The 17,265-nt window shown below is 30.7% G+C and carries 16 protein-coding genes; 6 read left to right on the top strand and 10 right to left on the bottom strand.

Annotated elements, in window-relative coordinates; translation table 11 throughout:
• Positions 1-308 precede the first annotated feature (308 nt).
• Together O9267_RS05540 and O9267_RS05545 are read left to right on the top strand one after the other, a co-directional pair.
• A complete protein-coding gene (locus O9267_RS05540) occupies positions 309-3,056 on the top strand; it encodes a TonB-dependent receptor (RefSeq protein ID WP_298176976.1) in 2,748 nt (915 codons plus the stop codon).
• A 154-nt stretch (positions 3,057-3,210) separates the two neighbouring features.
• The gene (locus tag O9267_RS05545) at positions 3,211-4,338 is read left to right on the top strand and encodes a hypothetical protein (RefSeq protein WP_298176978.1); all 1,128 of its coding nucleotides are present in this window, start codon (positions 3,211-3,213) and stop codon (positions 4,336-4,338) included.
• Between the two features lie 70 nt (positions 4,339-4,408).
• Here the strand turns inward: O9267_RS05545 and O9267_RS05550 are convergent, their stop codons facing one another.
• The 5 genes from O9267_RS05550 to O9267_RS05570 form a co-directional block, all read right to left on the bottom strand.
• Entirely contained in the window at positions 4,409-4,756 is a 348-nt protein-coding gene (locus O9267_RS05550; protein ID WP_298176981.1) for a membrane-binding protein, read from the bottom strand.
• 151 nt (positions 4,757-4,907) lie between these two features.
• Positions 4,908-5,417: a hypothetical protein gene (locus tag O9267_RS05555; protein WP_298176983.1), complete on the bottom strand. Its 510-nt coding sequence runs from the start codon at positions 5,415-5,417 to the stop codon at positions 4,908-4,910.
• A gap of 147 nt (positions 5,418-5,564) precedes the next feature.
• Complete coding sequence (locus O9267_RS05560; RefSeq protein ID WP_298176985.1) at positions 5,565-6,788, bottom strand: porin; 1,224 nt, start codon at positions 6,786-6,788, stop codon at positions 5,565-5,567.
• Positions 6,789-6,874: 86 nt separating this feature from the next.
• Positions 6,875-8,203: an inorganic phosphate transporter gene (locus O9267_RS05565; protein WP_298176987.1), complete on the bottom strand. Its 1,329-nt coding sequence runs from the start codon at positions 8,201-8,203 to the stop codon at positions 6,875-6,877.
• Between the two features lie 25 nt (positions 8,204-8,228).
• On the bottom strand, positions 8,229-8,873 hold the full coding sequence (locus O9267_RS05570; protein ID WP_298177048.1) for a DUF47 family protein: 645 nt from the start codon (positions 8,871-8,873) through the stop codon (positions 8,229-8,231).
• Positions 8,874-9,022: 149 nt separating this feature from the next.
• On the opposite strand from O9267_RS05570, the gene O9267_RS05575 reads away from it, so the two are divergent.
• Together O9267_RS05575 and O9267_RS05580 are read left to right on the top strand one after the other, a co-directional pair.
• Positions 9,023-10,651: a carboxyl transferase domain-containing protein gene (locus O9267_RS05575; protein WP_298176989.1), complete on the top strand. Its 1,629-nt coding sequence runs from the start codon at positions 9,023-9,025 to the stop codon at positions 10,649-10,651.
• A 47-nt stretch (positions 10,652-10,698) separates the two neighbouring features.
• Complete coding sequence (locus O9267_RS05580; protein ID WP_298176991.1) at positions 10,699-12,318, top strand: M1 family metallopeptidase; 1,620 nt, start codon at positions 10,699-10,701, stop codon at positions 12,316-12,318.
• Between the two features lie 86 nt (positions 12,319-12,404).
• On the opposite strand, the gene O9267_RS05585 is transcribed toward O9267_RS05580, so the two are convergent.
• Genes O9267_RS05585 through O9267_RS05595 form a run of 3 tightly spaced genes read right to left on the bottom strand, consistent with a single transcriptional unit; the run spans position 12,405 to position 13,634 of the window.
• A complete protein-coding gene (locus O9267_RS05585; protein ID WP_298176993.1) occupies positions 12,405-12,971 on the bottom strand; it encodes a hypothetical protein in 567 nt (188 codons plus the stop codon).
• A gap of 7 nt (positions 12,972-12,978) precedes the next feature.
• The gene (locus O9267_RS05590) at positions 12,979-13,392 is read right to left on the bottom strand and encodes a protein-export chaperone SecB (protein ID WP_298176995.1); all 414 of its coding nucleotides are present in this window, start codon (positions 13,390-13,392) and stop codon (positions 12,979-12,981) included.
• Positions 13,393-13,403: 11 nt separating this feature from the next.
• A complete protein-coding gene (locus O9267_RS05595; protein WP_298176997.1) occupies positions 13,404-13,634 on the bottom strand; it encodes a hypothetical protein in 231 nt (76 codons plus the stop codon).
• 367 nt (positions 13,635-14,001) lie between these two features.
• Here O9267_RS05595 and O9267_RS05600 point away from each other — a divergent pair, with 367 nt between their 5' ends.
• Positions 14,002-14,628: a hypothetical protein gene (locus O9267_RS05600; protein WP_298176999.1), complete on the top strand. Its 627-nt coding sequence runs from the start codon at positions 14,002-14,004 to the stop codon at positions 14,626-14,628.
• Between the two features lie 180 nt (positions 14,629-14,808).
• Here the strand turns inward: O9267_RS05600 and O9267_RS05605 are convergent, their stop codons facing one another.
• A complete protein-coding gene (locus O9267_RS05605; RefSeq protein ID WP_298177001.1) occupies positions 14,809-15,849 on the bottom strand; it encodes an AMP-binding protein in 1,041 nt (346 codons plus the stop codon).
• A complete protein-coding gene (locus tag O9267_RS05610) occupies positions 15,842-16,804 on the bottom strand; it encodes a CPBP family intramembrane glutamic endopeptidase (RefSeq protein WP_298177003.1) in 963 nt (320 codons plus the stop codon). The genes O9267_RS05605 and O9267_RS05610 overlap by 8 nt, the downstream gene beginning before the upstream one ends.
• Positions 16,805-16,922: 118 nt before the next feature.
• On the opposite strand from O9267_RS05610, the gene arsC reads away from it, so the two are divergent.
• Positions 16,923-17,264 carry an arsenate reductase (glutaredoxin) gene (gene arsC, locus O9267_RS05615; RefSeq protein ID WP_298177004.1) on the top strand — a complete coding sequence of 114 codons (342 nt, stop codon included), beginning with the start codon at positions 16,923-16,925 and terminating at the stop codon, positions 17,262-17,264.
• Position 17,265: the final 1 nt, after the last annotated feature.

Genomic DNA, 17,265 nt, shown 5'->3' on the forward strand with positions numbered 1-17,265 from the left:
AAATATAAAAAGTTTTTTGAAAACTCAATTTTAAGTTGACTAAAAAGTTTACTTTTTTAAAATATTTCAAAAGAAAATCCATTTTTTAATTCTATATTTGCAATGAGGATTCCGAAAGGAAGTTACACCTCACCACAATAGCCAATCGCTCCAGATTGGCTTTTGTATTTTATATACCTAATCAAATGTTGATTTAATTTAACGCCTTAACTTTTAGGTAATATTAACTAAACCAAATCATAAACTTTAAGTAACTTCAATTTTACATTTCAAGCCGTTCTTTGCAAAAAAATTTAACGAGCTAAACGATGAAATTTAACTTACTTATTACAACACTACTTTTTGTAACATTCTCATTTTCACAATCAAAAGGAACACTAACTGGTGCAATCACCGATAAAGAAGCTAGTAATGCAGCATTACCATTCGCAAATGTGGCAATAAAAGGAACTTCTATTGCAGTTACCACAAATGAAACAGGAAACTATTCAATTTCTTTAAATCCTGGAAATTACGTAGTTCAATTTAGTTTTATTGGTTATGAAAACGTTGAAAAATCTGTAACTATAAAAACTGGAGAAACTGCTACACTAAATTGTAGTCTTGGTTCAGGGAATTATACATTGAAAGATGTAGTTGTAAAATCTGCTGGAAAAAACAGAGAAAAAGAGTCAGCATTGTTACTTGAACAAAAGAAAGCGGTTGAAATAAAACAAAGCATTGGAGCTCAGGAAATGAGTAGAAAAGGTGTTAGTGATGCAGCAGCAGCTGTAAGCAAAGTGTCAGGAATTTCAAAACAAGAAGGTTCAAGTGGAATTTTTGTTAGAGGTCTTGGAGACCGTTATAATAGCACTAGTTTAAATGGATTACCGCTTCCTTCAAACGAACCTACGAATAAAAATGTTGCTTTAGATTTATTCTCTACTGATGTTATACAATCAATTGGTGTAAGCAAAACTTATTACACTGATACTTATGGAGATGTTGGTGGTGCAACAATAGACATCAATTCAAAAGAACATTCAGGAAAAGGAAAATTGACAGTTGAATTTGGAAGTAGTTACAATGGAAATGCTTTTTCTAACGAATATAAAATAGCTGATGGTATAGAAAAACATGGCTTTTACTCTATAAAAAAACCTACGAATATCAATAAGTACCAATTTGAAAATAAATGGACACCAAATTATGAAGAAAAACCAGTCGGAACCAATATTGGCATTTCTGGTGGAAAAAGTTTTTCATTTGGTGGAACAAAAAAAATAAATTTATTTTTAGCTGCATCACACGAGAATAGTTTCAAAAATAAAACAGGAAATCAACTAAATGTTGGTAATTCAAACGATAATATTATTGAAGATTTTTATGATGTTCAAAAATATGAGTTTAGTACAAAAACTTCAGGTTTAGCAAACATTGGATTTAATTTTAATAAAAATAACACAATTAAAGTAAACAGCATTTTTATAAATTCTTCTAAAAGTGATGTAAATGAATATTATTTCATTGATGAAAATAAGTCAAAAAGTTTTTCAAGACAAACTATAAACGAACAAAATAAATTATTTGTAAATCAATTATTAATTTCAAATAAACTTAGTGAAAAATTTGATTTAAATTGGGGAGGCTCTTACGGAATAGTAAATTCTGATATGCCAGACAGAATCACAAATACATTGGTTGAAGGAACAAACGGATTTATTTTTAACACAAATACACCATCTATCAATAGTCGTTATTTTCAATCATTAGAAGAAAATGAAATTTCTGGGAAAGCAGTTTTAACCTATAAATTTAATACTGATAACGAATCTAATTATAAATCAAAATTACATTTTGGGTTGAATACTAAAATTAAATCACGTGATTTTGAAGCTACACAATTTAACTTCAAGATCAATGGTGCAATTAACATTTCAGAGAATGACATTGATGCTTTTTTAAATGCAGATAATCAATCATTAAAAAACAATGTATTGAATACATTTAAAATACTTACCGCTAGAAACGCTGGAAACCTAAAACCTTTTACTTATAATGCTGACTTAATGATTAATGCAGGTTATGTAAATTTTGAAAATTCTCCAAACGAAAAACTAACATATACTCTTTCTGTTAGAGCTGAAAAAGTAACACAAGAAATGAAATGGGATACAAATATTTCTTTACCGAATGTAAATTATGAAGATGCAAAAATTGATGAACTTTATATTTTACCTGTTATAACTGCAAAATATAGCTTAAATGACAAGCAAAATTTGAGAGCAGCAGCAAGCAAAACTTATACATTACCACAATTTATAGAAAAAGCACCATTCCGATTTGAAGTTATTGGAGAAAGTACAGTGGGAAATCCATTTATCAAACCATCTGAAAATTATAATTTTGATATTAAATGGGAATTATTTCCAGAAAAAGATGAACTAATCTCAATAACTGGTTTTGGAAAAATTATCAATAATCCAATTAGTAAAGCAAGATTAAATTCTGCGTTGAATGACAATACATTTATTAATGCTGGCGAAAATGCAATGGTAGCAGGTGCTGAGTTTGAAATAAGAAAAAATATTTGGGCTACTGAAAACAAAAGTAGCTTAAGCGGTGGAATGAACTTAACTTACATGTACTCTGAACAAAAATTAAGTACTCAAAAAGTGGCTACAGATACAAAAAATACAATAAGTGTTAGTTTCAATGATTCTAAAGATGGTTTACAAGGTGCGTCTCCATTATTATTAAATTTAGATTTAACATATAAATTGGAGAATGAAACATTCAAACCTATTGTTTCATTAGTTGGAAATTATTTTCATGATAGAATTTATTCACTAGGAAATATTCAATCTGGAGGAAATGTAGTTGAAAAAGGAATTCCAACTCTAAACCTAATTTCAAGTGCAACTATTGGAAAAAATTTAAATATTAGTTTAAATGTGAAAAATTTACTTGACAGCAAAATTGAAAGATACCAAAAAAACAACGATGGTAATTTTACAACTTATTCATTTAAAACAGGTTTAGACTTTAGTATTGGTGTGAAATATTCTATTTTCTAATAATTATCATGTTAAATAAAGATTACCTATTTAACTATTAATTTACAATAAAAAAATAGATTGATAATGAATCATTAATTTTTAAATAACTTGTATAAAAAGTCAATTATTCATCTTTGCAATAAATAACATTAACTAACTAAATTAAAAAACAATGAAAAAATTACTTTTAAGTTTATCTATTTTGAGCACACTTTTTGTAGGTTGTAGTGATGATGAAGAAACAACTCCAACTGTTCCAGCTACTGCTGAGCTTTCTGGCAACATTACTTCAAATTTAACACTTAATGCAGAAACTGTTTATACTTTAAAAGGGGCAACTTATGTAAAATCTGGCGCAACTTTAACTATTCCTGCTGGAACAGTAATTGAAGCTGATGCGGCTTATCAAGAAGTAGCATTTTTAGCTATTGAAAGAGGAGCAAAAATTAATGCACAAGGAACAGCAGCAAAACCAATAACTTTTACTTCTAATAGTAATAGTCCGGAAGCAGGTGATTGGGGTGGATTAGTAATTTGTGGAAATGCAGTAACAAATTTGGGTACTAATGTAACTGCTGAAGTTACTGGATTAAACTATGGTGGAACAAATTCTGCAGATAATTCAGGAACACTTTCTTATGTGATCATAGAATACTCTGGTAACTTAATAAATGATGAAGCTGAATTTAATGGTTTAACATTTTATGCGGTAGGTTCTCAAACTGTTGTAAATAACATTTTAGTCTACCAAGGTTCTGATGATGCTATCGAATGGTTTGGTGGTTCAGTTAATGCAACTAACCTAGCAGCTATAGGATGTCAAGATGATTCTTTCGATTGGACTGAAGGATGGAATGGAACAGTTTCAAACATGTATTCAAATCAATCATCTGCTACCTCTTTTTCTGCTGATAGTCGTGGAATGGAAGGTGACAATAATGCTACAAATGCAACATTAACTCCAATATCATTTCCTACTTTAAGTAATATTACCTTAATTGGTAGAAATAATGCTGCTGTAACAAAAGAAGCTGGAATGTGGTTAAGAAGAGGTACAAAAGCAACTATCTCAAATGCCTATATTGCAGATTTTAAAAGTACAACATCTGGTTCTGGTTTTGCAATTTATGCTGATGGAACTGATTCTCAGACATTTTTTACTGCAAATCCAATTTCAAATGTAACAATACTTAATGTTACTGCAAATTCAAATACAGGTACATATTTCACTGCCGGAACAACTACAGGAGCAGGAAATGGCGCTACTCTTCCATCATGGACAAGTTGGATGGGTTTGTAAACCAAAATAAATTAATAAAAAAAGTTCGTCTATCTCTAGACGAACTTTTTTATTTACAAAACGTTTTGAATTAATTTTTAACAGCTATTGGTTTAGTGTTAAGATCTTTTATAACTGCTATTTGATTTTTAGAATAATCAACTTCTTTTACTGCAACAGCATTATCAAAAAATTGCCATTTTCCTGTTTTATCTCCATTGCTATACTCAGCAATAGTTTGAATTGCACCATTTTCAGAATATGAAGTCCATTTTCCTTCTAACTTTCCATCTTTAAAGTAACCTACTTGTTGTACATTTCCATTATCATAGAAATAAGTTGCTTTAACTAATTGTCCTACTGCTTCTAATTGTGGTTCTCCTTGCGCAAAAATCATTCCTGAAACCATCATTAACGCGATTAAAATTATCTTTTTCATAAGTAGCTTGGGTTTATAATTAATATTTCGATAACAAATATACAAACTATTTTACAATAAAAAAACTTTTACTTAACAATTTAGTAACATTAGAAAAATTTAACATTTAATATAATAAAAAAACCGATGATAATCACCGGTTTCATATATGCTATTTCTTTTTAGATTTAGCTTTCTTTTTAGCTTTTGCTTTTTTCTTAGCTTTCTCTTTCTTCTTTGCTTTGGCTTTATCTTTTGCTTTTTGTTTTTTGGCTTGTTCGTTCTTTTTAGCTTTTTTCTTTTTCTCCTTGTCTTTTTCTTTTTGCTTTTCTTTTTTTGCCTTAGCTTTTTTCTTAGCTATTTCTTTTTTCTCTTTTTCTTTCGATTTAGATTTTTTTTCTTTTTCTGAGTCTTTCATAATTTCTGTGTTTTCGCTATTTACAGAAACTGTTTCTTCTAAAACTTCTTCTGCTTTTGCTTCTGTTACTGTTGCTTCTTTAACAACTTTTGATCTTGTTCGAGTTGGAGTTGCTTTAACTGTTGAAGTTCTAGTCGCTCTAGTTCGTGTTTTTGGTTTTTCTGAAACTTCTTCTTTAGAATCTACAACAATAGTTGTTGATTCTTGCGCATTTTCATTCGTTTCCAAGTTATTGTCTTCTGTGGTTTCTTCTTTATTTATCATTGTGAGATTATTTTTAATATTTATTAAATGTAAATTCAATGTAAATTTTACGTTAACAAAAATACAATATAAAACAATTGCCCAATGTTAAGTTTTCGTTTTAGGTGAAAACTTAACATTGGACAATAAAATTGAAGTTTTTAATTTTTAAATACCTATCTCTACTTGAAAGCGCAAATACCAATTATTTTTTGAAGTTCCATCGTAGAAATCTAGAATGTCATAATTGACTTCACCTTGAATTTTAAAGGAATGTTCCCAAATATATTTAGTAAGTCCTAAACTAAACTGCTTTGTATTTGGAGCAAATGTTTTTATGTCATTCCCGACTTTTTGTATAGAATATCGACTAATAAATTCATAATTACTTTTAGTATTATAACTCAATTGATAATCGAATCCATTTCCAACAAAAACATAGTTTGATTCAGTACTATCTAGAGGATTTATTGTTACAGCATTATCATTGGTAGTTCTTGACATATAACTTGACATGGCAGCCCAACCATTATATTTAAACATAGCATCAAGTAAAACAGATTTCATGGTTCGTTGTTCAAACAAATCATTTCCAAGTTGTCCTTGCGTTCTTCTAGCATGATTATTCTGTTGAAATGCACCTGAAAACATAACTTTAGGCTTTTTCTCTCTAACAATATCACCTTCAAAATAAGTTCCGTCTTTAGCGAAAGCTCCAAACGGAAATAACTCTGCTTTTCCAGTTACTGCAATTCCATCATCAGGTTTATCGGTACTATTTCTGCCTTCACCTGAAGAAATTGCTGTTTTAAAATTATAAGAGAATTTATCCATATACTCGTTTATATTATGGACTTGAAATCCAAAATCTCTATCTATTGTAAATCTTGAATTGTTAATCGTTCTATCTGTTAATTGCAATCCTCCTGATGAATTAACACGTTGTCGATTTCCTGGTAATTTTGTTTGTCCAAAACTAATATTCCAATTTTTATTTGGTCTATAAAAAACAACTGCATCTCTAATTATATTAATGTTTTCTCCTTCTTTAATTTCTCCAACATCACCAGGAGCAAAAGATAATTGAATAACATACAAAAACTTCGGATTTCCAACATAACCATCAAAACGTAATCGCAAACGACGAATTTGTCCATCATAAGCTCCATTTTCGCCATCATTTTCGATGTAAGTGACTCTGTTTTGCATTCTAAATCGAATATTCAGTTGAAATAAACTATCTGGAGAAGTCAATCCCAAACCTTTACCAAAACTATAATAAGGCAAAGCAGATAATTTTAAATCGTTATCACTTTTTGATTGTTTGATAGTAACCTGCGAATTAGAAATAGTTATAAAAAGCAATAATAGTATTGTACTGTAAAACTTCATTTTTTTTTATTTCGTGTTTTGCAAATATAAAAAAACTCCTAAAGAACTAAGAACTTTAGGAGTTTATATTGAATATGTTATTTACATTAAAACAAAAGCATAAAGTAATATACTAAGGCAGCAAGTAAAGCTGAAACTGGAATAGTCAAAATCCAAGCCCAAAGCAGTTTAACAGTTACGCCCCAACGAACAGCAGAAACTCTTTTAGTCACACCTACTCCAATGATAGAACCTGTAATAGTATGTGTTGTTGAAACTGGAATCTTGAAATGTTCCGTTGTAAACAATGTCAAAGCACCTGCTGACTCAGCTACTACACCTTCAAAAGCTGTTACCTTTGTGATTTTTGAACCCATTGTTTTCACAATTTTCCAACCACCACTTAATGTTCCTAAAGCAATAACTGTATAACATGTTAATGGAATCCACTCAGGCATTATACCATCAATATGAACACCATTTACATCAGAAGGTAGTTGAACATTCAAATCCAACATAAATCCTGATAAATTAAAATTTGGATTGTCTTTGATAAAAACGGCCACAGCAGCCGCAATAATACCCATTACTTTTTGAGAATCATTACCACCATGTCCTAAACTAAAAGCTGCAGAAGATAACAATTGCATTTTCTTTAAAACTTTTTCAGCTGTAGCTGTTGAAAAACTACTAAATAAAAGATTAAAAATTGCCAAAGCATAAAATATAAAGGCTACCAAAAACCATTTTATATTATGAGGCTCAGTTATAACACTCCAAAAATGATTTTCAAACCTAGGCTTTTTAATATCTTCATATGAAATCATTACTGAAAACAAAAACCATCCTACCAACAACATTAATACAACAGTTAGTATTTTAGGATATATATTTTTTTTAGAAGAATACATTAACCATAGTGAAATGAAATAAGAAATTATCATTCCAAGTAATGGTGCTAGAACTATAAATAAAATTACAATAAATACTCCCGATGGTAACAATTCCCCAGCCTTAGCTGCTTTGTACCAATTTACAATTTTAAAACCAGCATGTTCTAAATCAGTAACATCAAGAAAACCATGAGCAACAGCAGCTCCAGCAAAACCACCAATTAATGTATGTGATGAAGATGAAGGAATTCCTTTCCACCATGTAAATAAGTTCCAAATTATAGCAGCAATTACACCCGCTAAAATTACACTCAAATTGATACTACTTGTATGAGCTGTTTTAGCTACAGTATCTGCAACACCAAAACCGAAAACCCAATACGCTAAAAAGTTAAAAAAAGCTGCCCACATTACTGCTTGAAATGGTGTCAATACTTTTGTAGCAACAATAGTGGCAATTGAGTTTGCAGCATCATGAAAACCATTGATGTAATCAAAGATTAAAGCAAGAACAATTATTATAATGAGTAAAGTAAAATCCATAAATATTATTTGAAAGTACTACTATTTATGAATGTTTAACAGAAATTTGTTCCATAACATTAGAAACACTCTTGCATTTGTCAGAAGCCATTTCTAAAGCTGAAAGCACTTCTTTGTATTTTATAATATTTTTTGCATCAGTTTCATTTTCAAAAATATCGGCAACTGCTTTATCAAAAACAACATCTGCTTTACTTTCTAATTTATTAATTCTTTTACATGTTTCCTTAATAAGTTTGGTATTATCAATATTTTTTAATTGACCAATACCTTCATTAATAAGTTCACAAGCTTCAAGATTGATTTCAGTTAATTTTCTAATAGATTTTGTGATTTTATCAACTTGATATAAACGAATTCTACTAGCAGCACCATGCATATTATCAGCCACATTATCAATAGATTTGATTAATGCGTGAATATCTTCTCTGTCAAATGGCGTGATAAAATTTCTACTTAACTCTAAGTGAGTTTTATGTGTAATTTCTTCAATTGTAGCTTCTAATTCTTCAATTTTCTTAAAATATTCTTCACGTTCTTCCTTTGGTGCATTAACACCTTCATGCAAAGTTCTAGCAAGAATTACTAAATTTGCAGAAGCCTGTTGAAATAATGGAAAGAACTTTTTATCCTTAGGAACTAAAAACTGAAAAATACTATTTAATGTCATTTCTGTGTGATTTAATGCCGCAAAAGTATTCATCTAATGTTAAGTGAATATTAATTTATATAAAAAGTTAATAAAAACCGCTAAATTTAGTTTTATAAAAAATTTAAAACGTTTTCGTACATTAGCCACAATAAAATAAGTAACAATTTATGGACATAAACTTCAACAAAAACGAAGATCATAACAAACTTTTACTATCCGATTTAAAGCAAAAATTTGCCAAAGTTAAACTTGGCGGTGGCGAAAAAAGAATCGAAAAACTGCATTCCGAAGGCAAAATGACAGCTAGAGAACGCATTGATTACCTGTTAGATGCCAAATCAAAATCTATCGAAATTGGTGCTTTTGTTGGTGACGGAATGTATGCCGAACATGGCGGTTGTCCTTCTGGTGGTGTGGTAGTAAAAATCGGTTATATTTCTGGTAAACAATGCATTGTCGTAGCAAATGATGCTACAGTAAAAGCGGGTGCATGGTTTCCAATTACAGGAAAAAAGAATCTTCGTGCGCAAGAAATTGCAATGGAAAATCGTCTCCCAATAATTTATTTGGTTGATTCTGCAGGCGTTTATTTGCCAATGCAAGACGAAATTTTTCCTGATAAAGAACATTTTGGTAGAATTTTTAGAAACAATGCCATTATGAGTAGTATGGGAATTACCCAAATTGCTGCCGTTATGGGAAGTTGTGTGGCTGGTGGCGCTTATCTTCCAATTATGAGTGACGAAGCCATGATTGTGGATAAAACAGGAAGTATTTTCCTCGCTGGAAGTTATTTAGTAAAAGCAGCAATTGGTGAAAATATTGATAATGAAACACTTGGTGGTGCAACTACACATTGCGAAATTTCAGGTGTAACCGATTATAAAGCAAAAGATGATAAAGATGCTTTAGACAGAATAAAAAGTATTGTTGGCAAAATTGGCGATTACGATAAAGCTGGTTTCAACAGAGAAAAAGCCGAAAAACCTACTGAAAAAGAGAACGATATTTTTGGAATTGTACCAAAATCACGTGCCGATCAATATGACATGTACGACATTATCAAACGATTGGTCGACAAATCAGAATGGGACGAATACAAACCCGATTACGGAAAAACAATCATAACAGCTTATGCCAGAATCGATGGTTGGGCAGTTGGAATAATTGCTAATCAACGAAAAGTGGTGAAAAACGCTAAAGGCGAAATGCAATTTGGTGGTGCCATCTATTCTGATTCGGCTGACAAAGCAACTCGTTTTATTGCCAATTGTAATCAAAAGAAAATTCCGTTGGTTTTCTTGCAAGATGTAACAGGTTTTATGGTAGGAAGCAAATCGGAACACGGCGGAATTATTAAAGATGGTGCCAAAATGGTAAATGCGGTTTCCAATTCGGTTGTGCCAAAATTCACCATTATTATAGGAAACTCTTATGGTGCAGGAAATTACGCCATGTGCGGAAAAGCTTATGATCCAAGATTAATTGTAGCTTGGCCAAGTGCAGAACTAGCCGTTATGGGCGGAACACAAGCTGCAAAAGTATTAGCACAAATTGAAGCATCATCGCTAAAAGCAAAAGGCGAAACAGTTGACGAAAAAGTAGAACAAGAATTATTTGATAAAATCAAAGCAAGATACGACGCACAAGTTTCACCTTATTATGCAGCCGCTCGTTTATGGACAGATGCGATAATCGATCCATTAGAAACTAGAACTTGGATTTCTATGGGAATTGAAGCAGCAAACCACTCACCTATTGAGAAGAAATTTAACTTGGGAGTTATTCAGGTTTAGGAAGTTAGAAGATGGGAGTTATTAGAAATTAAACTGATTATAAATTAATGAAAAAATTATTTTTTATAACAATTTTATTAGGTTTTCAATCGCTTTTTGCACAGGAAACATTTACACGAAAAGATTCGCTTCGTGGTGGTTTACAATACGGAAAAGGTAATTATGATGTATTGCGATATGATTTAAACATAAAAGTAAATATTGACGAAAAATCTATTTCGGGTTATAACGATATCACTTTCAAAGCAGCCATTAATAAAACCAAAAATATTCAAATCGATTTGTTTGAAAATATGGTAATTGATAGTATCATTCACAATAACGAAAAAATTCCTTTTACTAGAGAATTTAATGCTGTGTTTTTAACTTTTCCACAGTTTTTAGTTCAAAAATTTGAAAAAAAAATCAGGGTTTACTATTCTGGTAAACCGACCATTGCAAAACGTGCTCCTTGGGATGGCGGTTTTGTTTTTTCCAATGATAAACAAGGAAAACCTTGGGTTGGTGTTGCTTGTCAAGGCGATGGTGCCAGTTTATGGTTTCCCTGCAAAGATTCTCAAAGTGATGAACCCGATAATGGTGTTTCAATAAAAGTTGCCGTTCCAAATGGTTTAATGAACGTTTCCAACGGAAGATTGATTGGTAGTGAAGATTTGAAAAACGGCTATACTCGTTGGGATTGGGAAGTTAAAAATCCAATAAACAATTACGATATTACGGTAAATATTGCCGATTATGCGCATATTCATGATACTCACAATGGTTTAGATTTAGATTATTATGTATTAAAAGAAAATGAAGCAAAAGCCAAAACTCATTTTGAAGAAGTCAAACCAATGTTAGATTGTTTTGAGAGTAAATTTGGGAAATATCCTTTTGCCGAAGATGGTTACAAGTTAGTTGAAACGCCTTATTTGGGCATGGAACATCAAAGTGCCGTTGCTTACGGAAATGGGTATCAAAAAGGCTATCGCGGAACGGATTTGTCTGATACTGGAATTGGTTTACTATTCGATTTTATCATTGTTCACGAAAGTGGTCACGAATGGTTTGGTAACAGTATAACCAGCAAAGATGTAGCCGATATGTGGATTCACGAAGGTTTTACTTGCTACTCCGAATCAGTTTTTTTAGAATGCCAATATGGTTACGAAAAAGCGCAAAAATACATCAACGGATTGAAACGAAATGTACTGAACGACAAACCTATAATGGGACAATTTGGTGTTGCCAACGAAGGTTCAAGCGATATGTATTATAAAGGTGCGTTGATGCTAAATACCATAAGACATATACTAAACGACGATGCTAAATGGTGGAAATTGCTATTAAGTTACTCAGAAAAATTTCGTCATAGAATTATTGACAATCGAATGGTAGTGGCTTATTTTGAACGTGAAACAGGATTAAATTTGAAACCCGTTTTCAATCAATATTTAAAGTATAAAAACATTCCAGTTCTTGAATTAAAAGTCACTAAAAAACAATTAGAATACCGCTGGAAAACAGACGAACCTAATTTAACAATGCCAATCGACATCAAAATAAAAGGAAAAGAAACGCGCTTACAACCTACAAACGAATGGCAAAAATCAACTTTCAAAGTAAAAAAAATGAAAGAAATTGAAGTCTTGACCAATGAGTTTTTTGTGGATGTTGAGAAGTAGAAAAGTGATTTCCATGGCACAAATCAATATGTTAGCTGTTATAGTACAAAAAAATGAGCAAAAAAAATCAACCCAATAACAAGATATTATTTTTGAACATATTTATCAGGATAAACTATTTCGTATTCACTTAAATTTAAAGCCTTTTTATCATAAAGACATATTTGTATAGCTGGTCTATAGTCTATAAATTGTTTTTTATTATTAGGCTCAAGTATCATCCTATAAGTATACTCAGGACTTTTATCTGGCGAAATACTATTTACCCCAACAGCCCTAGAAGAAGAATAATCAAAAATGTCTAATGTATATTTTAAATAATAGAAAATATCAGATACAGTTGTTGTTTCATCATCAATTAATCCTTCACTCCTCATAAGATCAATAATTGAACCAAATAAATCCATATGTTCTGGCTCACCTACTAAATCAAAACATTCTTTAGTATTAAAATCACATTTTGCTTTACATACAATATAATTATTTTTCATTTTTACTTTGCCCCACCAATGAGACAAATATTCAAATGTATCCCAAAAATAAAAACCATAACCAAGCCATGCGTCATCCGATTTACATTCGAATGGCCCACTATTTATTACTTCCTGAGGATTTTTATCCTTAAGTGTTTGAAAAAGAATTTTTCGAGACAAAACTAAACTATTTAACTATTGTATTAGCTCTCAATACTGGCTCTAGCTCCGAAAGATTATAAGTCGGTAATACAAGTACAGGAATATTTGCTTGCAATGTTATTGTACTAATGAATGCTCTTAAATACGGAAATACAATAGCTATTGAATTTGTAAAGAAAAATGAAGGTATTTCATCTTTAGACGTAACTCCTTCTATTTTGAAAGTCCCAACACATGTTACTTTAATAAATTGGTAATTATCGTTTTCTGTATCAATAACTGTAAAATCTAATTTTAATTCATATTCAGAAGTTTTTTGATTAAAAACTCCATGTGGTTCAAAATTAACATCGACTTTTTTTGTTTGTTGTGTCTCAAAGTCTATTGCTACTTTCGTAAACATATAGCTTATCAATTGAAATGATGCACTTTTACTCATATCTAATATAATTAAAATAAAAACTCCGAAGAGTACTTCGGAGTTGCTAATTTATCGTTATTTTCTTTAATAATAAAATATTTTTCTTCTTGCCACTTAAAGAACATTTTAGTAACATCTAAAAATTCTTTAAGTTTAGGTCCTTTTGGAGACTCTTTTTTTGTTCTCTCCCAATCACTTTCAATTTTTTCACGAGAATTATCTTGAAAGTACTTCTTAAGTTTTAATAACATTTCGCTCATAATATTTCCTTTCTTTTATTGTATGTTACCTTCAACAAAGGTATATATATTGTTCATATATATAACCATCTTTAACAATTTATACTGATTCTAAATTACTAAGTCCTCAATTATCTCTTATAGAATCTTTACTAACAACTACTATACCACTATTATATAACGCTAAATTTTAATTAATATTTTCTTGATAATCATGCTTATTTTTAACATAAACTACAACAGCTAACAGCCGTTTCACGAAATTGCGGGGTTTGGGATTTATCAGAATTGGTAATTTTTGAAACTAAATTTTGTCTATATTTGTAATCAAAAGTGTTGAAAATCCGCAACTTCGTGAAGCGGCGACACGTTAGCAGCAATATTAAAAATGAGCAAACGAACATTTAACTTAACAATCACAAAACAAAGTAGAGCACTTACTGTGATTTTCTTATTGCCAATTATTGTATTTATTTCTATTGTTATTAAATTTGAATCAGATAGTTTCATATTAGGTGGAACAGCATTATTATTTTTCCTTTTTTTAAGCTATTATTTCTTAATTGGAGAATTAACTGTCTCGATTTATGACGAAAAAATTCATTTTGAATGGAAAAAGAAATTATTTTTTAATTACCGTGATATTGAAACAATCAAGGAATCAGATATTGAGAAAATTGTCGTTGATGATGGAAAGTATCTCAGACAAATTAGTACATCAAACATATCCATTAGTCTTGGTACAAGCAGAATAAAACCCAAAGATTCCTCTAAATTAATTTCTTATTTCAAATCAAAATATACTGTAATTAATAGTTGGGAAAATATCTCAAAAAGTAGATTAAACTCATTCTATAAAATAAATATAGTTGTCTTAATACTTGTTGGTATTATATTTATTTCACTCGTGTTTATAAAAGGATTTCAACCAAAATTGCTTTTTATATTTCTGTTTTGTGTTCCTCAGTTGATTATGTATGGCAAACAAATGAAGGATACAATCAATAAAAAATAAATACTGCTGCTAACAGCTGTTTGCAAAAATTGCGAAACTTTAGCAAGTCGGACGTATTTCTTTCGCAAGATTTATTACTTTAACATAAAATAATCAGTTCCGAAGTTCGCAACCTCGCCAAGCTAGATAACGTTAGATTTTATAAGTCAAATCATTTTCATCCAAACAGCGTTAAAAATCCTACTCCAAACTCTCTTTTCTTAAGATTTTTCCAGTAGCCGTTTCTTTGAATTTTGGTATAAAAATTACTTCTTTTGGTTTTTCATATTTGTCTAAATCATCAAAAAGAGTGCTTTCCAACTCCAATTTTTCGCCTTCAATTACCAAAATTACTTTTTCGCCTAATTCTTTATCTTCTTTGGCTGCAATGAAAAATCTTGGCTCGATTTTGTCAAATAATTTTTGCTCAATTTCTTCAGGAATTAACTTGATGCCACCGCTGTTTATCACATTATCATAACGACCAATAAACTTAAATTGGTTTTCGTTTACCAATTCAACAATATCGTTTGTTACAATAACTTCATCTGAAATTCTTGGCGCATGAAGCACTAAACAATTTCTATCGTCATACGAAATAGTAACTTCTGGCAAAACGGTAAATGCCTTCTCGCCTACTAATTTTGCTGCAATATGCGTAATGGTTTCGGTCATTCCGTAGGTTTCATAAACTTTAGTCGAAACTTTCATCAATTGTTTTTCCAAATCTGGATTGATTTTGGCACCACCAACAATCATTTTTTTAACTCTTTTCAAACCAGCCATAGAACTTTTTGCTTGCAACGGAACCATAGCAGCAAAATCATAAAAAGTATCATTATTATACAATGGATTGGCACTTGGCGCTACAAAATCCATATCTAAACCTAGAATAAAAGCTCTGATGAACATCATTTTTCCAGCAATATATTTGGTTGGTAAACAATGTAAAGCCTTATCACCAGGATTTAATTCAAAGAAATCACCTGTCGCTAATGCCGAATTTACCATAGCTTGTTTGTCTATTCTAATCAGTTTGGGTGCACCAGTTGTTCCAGATGTTTTAACTTCTAAATAGGGTTTGTCATCAAACCAATCTAAAAAGAAATTTCCAACAGGTTTCTGAAAATCAGCACCTTCTTTTATGAAACTATAAGCTACACGCAACATATCATCTGCGCTAAAATGGAAACCGTTTAACTTGAATTTGTTGTGAACGTTGTTGTAAGTTGGATTAATCATTAGTTCCTTGTATTTCGTTGATTAGATTAGAATTTGTTGAATGAATTTCACCAGTAAGTTTTTCTTTCCAGTTCGTCCAATTGTATTTTTTAGCAAAAATAAATAGCAAAATTGGATATATTATTAAAACAGGTGCAATAACATCGAAACCTGCTGATGGTTCGGAAATATCTTTTAAAATTGAATGTGTTTGAAACGCTGACCAATCTGCGGTAACTAACAAAGCTCCGACCAAATTATTGGCAGCATGAAAACCAAGAGAAAGTTCCATTCCTTCATCCATGAGCGTTAAAATTCCTAGAAAAAAACCTGTTCCTATATAGTAAACTAAGACGATGTAACCCATTTTAGTCACTTCGGGATTGGCAATATGCATTAATCCAAAAATTGAAGATGTCGTGATCAATGGAAACCATTTATTGCGAGCTAAATTTCCAAAACCTTGCATCAAATAACCTCTAAAAACATATTCTTCACAGCTGGTTTGAATAGGAATCATAAGTGTTCCAATGATTACCAAAATCAAAAATGGAACTAATTTGAAGTTCATTACAAAACTTTCAGGCGAAGTATAATAAAGAATTGCCGTTGAAATTATGGTAAAAAGTGACCAAATTGTAAATGAAAATAAAATACGACTCCAATCGACTTTTGCTCTTGAAGTTGTAACAGATAACATGGTTTGTTTGTGAATGTTTTTTACAACAATATAAATCCCAAACATGGCGAAAACAAAGCTAAGCATTATCAAAAATAAGGTCAAATTTGGCTCGAGATATGTCATCAAACTTTTTTCGTCTAATTGCGGCATTCCTTTTCCATCAGAAAATGATTTGGCAAAAATTCCAATCATCAACGGAATCTGTCCGAAGCTTGATATTAAAATGACAACTAATGAGCCAACAATGTATTTCCAAAATTTGTTTTCGGGTTTAATTCCCTGTTCTATAAACATATTATCTAAAATTTAAAGTTTTAAGATTAGTTCTGAAAAAACTAAATTTGTTACGCACAAGTTACGCCTTTTTTAAAATATATTTCAATTACTTTGTATAAAAAATTCAACTAAAATCATGATACAAATTTTACACAATGCACGTTGCGGAAAATCAAGAGATTGCTTAGCATTTTTAACCGAATCTGGAAAAGAATTTGAAGTAATAAAATACCTTGAAACCGTTCCTACTTTTGAAGAATTAAAAGAAATCATCTCAAAATTAGGAATCAAACCAATCGATTTAGTTAGAAAAAAAGAACCTATTTGGCTCGAAAATTTTAAAAACAAAACGTTGTCAGATACCGAAATCATTGAAGCTATGGTGGCAAATCCAATTCTTATTGAAAGACCAATTGTCATTAATGGCGAGAAAGCTGTTATTGCACGACCATTGGAAAATGCTAAGTCTATTTTGTAAG

It is taken from the genome of Flavobacterium sp. (genome assembly GCF_027531705.1).
GTDB lineage: Bacteria > Bacteroidota > Bacteroidia > Flavobacteriales > Flavobacteriaceae > Flavobacterium.

What these genes read in the sequence shown, in the direction of transcription:
- O9267_RS05540 (WP_298176976.1), top strand. Translation starts at nt 309, where the DNA reads ATGAAATTTAACTTACTTATTACAACACTACTTTTTGTAACATTCTCA.
- O9267_RS05545 (WP_298176978.1), top strand. Translation starts at nt 3,211, where the DNA reads ATGAAAAAATTACTTTTAAGTTTATCTATTTTGAGCACACTTTTTGTA.
- O9267_RS05550 (WP_298176981.1), bottom strand. Translation starts at nt 4,756, where the DNA reads ATGAAAAAGATAATTTTAATCGCGTTAATGATGGTTTCAGGAATGATT.
- O9267_RS05555 (WP_298176983.1), bottom strand. Translation starts at nt 5,417, where the DNA reads ATGATAAATAAAGAAGAAACCACAGAAGACAATAACTTGGAAACGAAT.
- O9267_RS05560 (WP_298176985.1), bottom strand. Translation starts at nt 6,788, where the DNA reads ATGAAGTTTTACAGTACAATACTATTATTGCTTTTTATAACTATTTCT.
- O9267_RS05565 (WP_298176987.1), bottom strand. Translation starts at nt 8,203, where the DNA reads ATGGATTTTACTTTACTCATTATAATAATTGTTCTTGCTTTAATCTTT.
- O9267_RS05570 (WP_298177048.1), bottom strand. Translation starts at nt 8,873, where the DNA reads ATGACATTAAATAGTATTTTTCAGTTTTTAGTTCCTAAGGATAAAAAG.
- O9267_RS05575 (WP_298176989.1), top strand. Translation starts at nt 9,023, where the DNA reads ATGGACATAAACTTCAACAAAAACGAAGATCATAACAAACTTTTACTA.
- O9267_RS05580 (WP_298176991.1), top strand. Translation starts at nt 10,699, where the DNA reads ATGAAAAAATTATTTTTTATAACAATTTTATTAGGTTTTCAATCGCTT.
- O9267_RS05590 (WP_298176995.1), bottom strand. Translation starts at nt 13,392, where the DNA reads ATGAGTAAAAGTGCATCATTTCAATTGATAAGCTATATGTTTACGAAA.
- O9267_RS05595 (WP_298176997.1), bottom strand. Translation starts at nt 13,634, where the DNA reads ATGAGCGAAATGTTATTAAAACTTAAGAAGTACTTTCAAGATAATTCT.
- O9267_RS05600 (WP_298176999.1), top strand. Translation starts at nt 14,002, where the DNA reads ATGAGCAAACGAACATTTAACTTAACAATCACAAAACAAAGTAGAGCA.
- O9267_RS05605 (WP_298177001.1), bottom strand. Translation starts at nt 15,849, where the DNA reads ATGATTAATCCAACTTACAACAACGTTCACAACAAATTCAAGTTAAAC.
- O9267_RS05610 (WP_298177003.1), bottom strand. Translation starts at nt 16,804, where the DNA reads ATGTTTATAGAACAGGGAATTAAACCCGAAAACAAATTTTGGAAATAC.
- arsC (WP_298177004.1), top strand. Translation starts at nt 16,923, where the DNA reads ATGATACAAATTTTACACAATGCACGTTGCGGAAAATCAAGAGATTGC.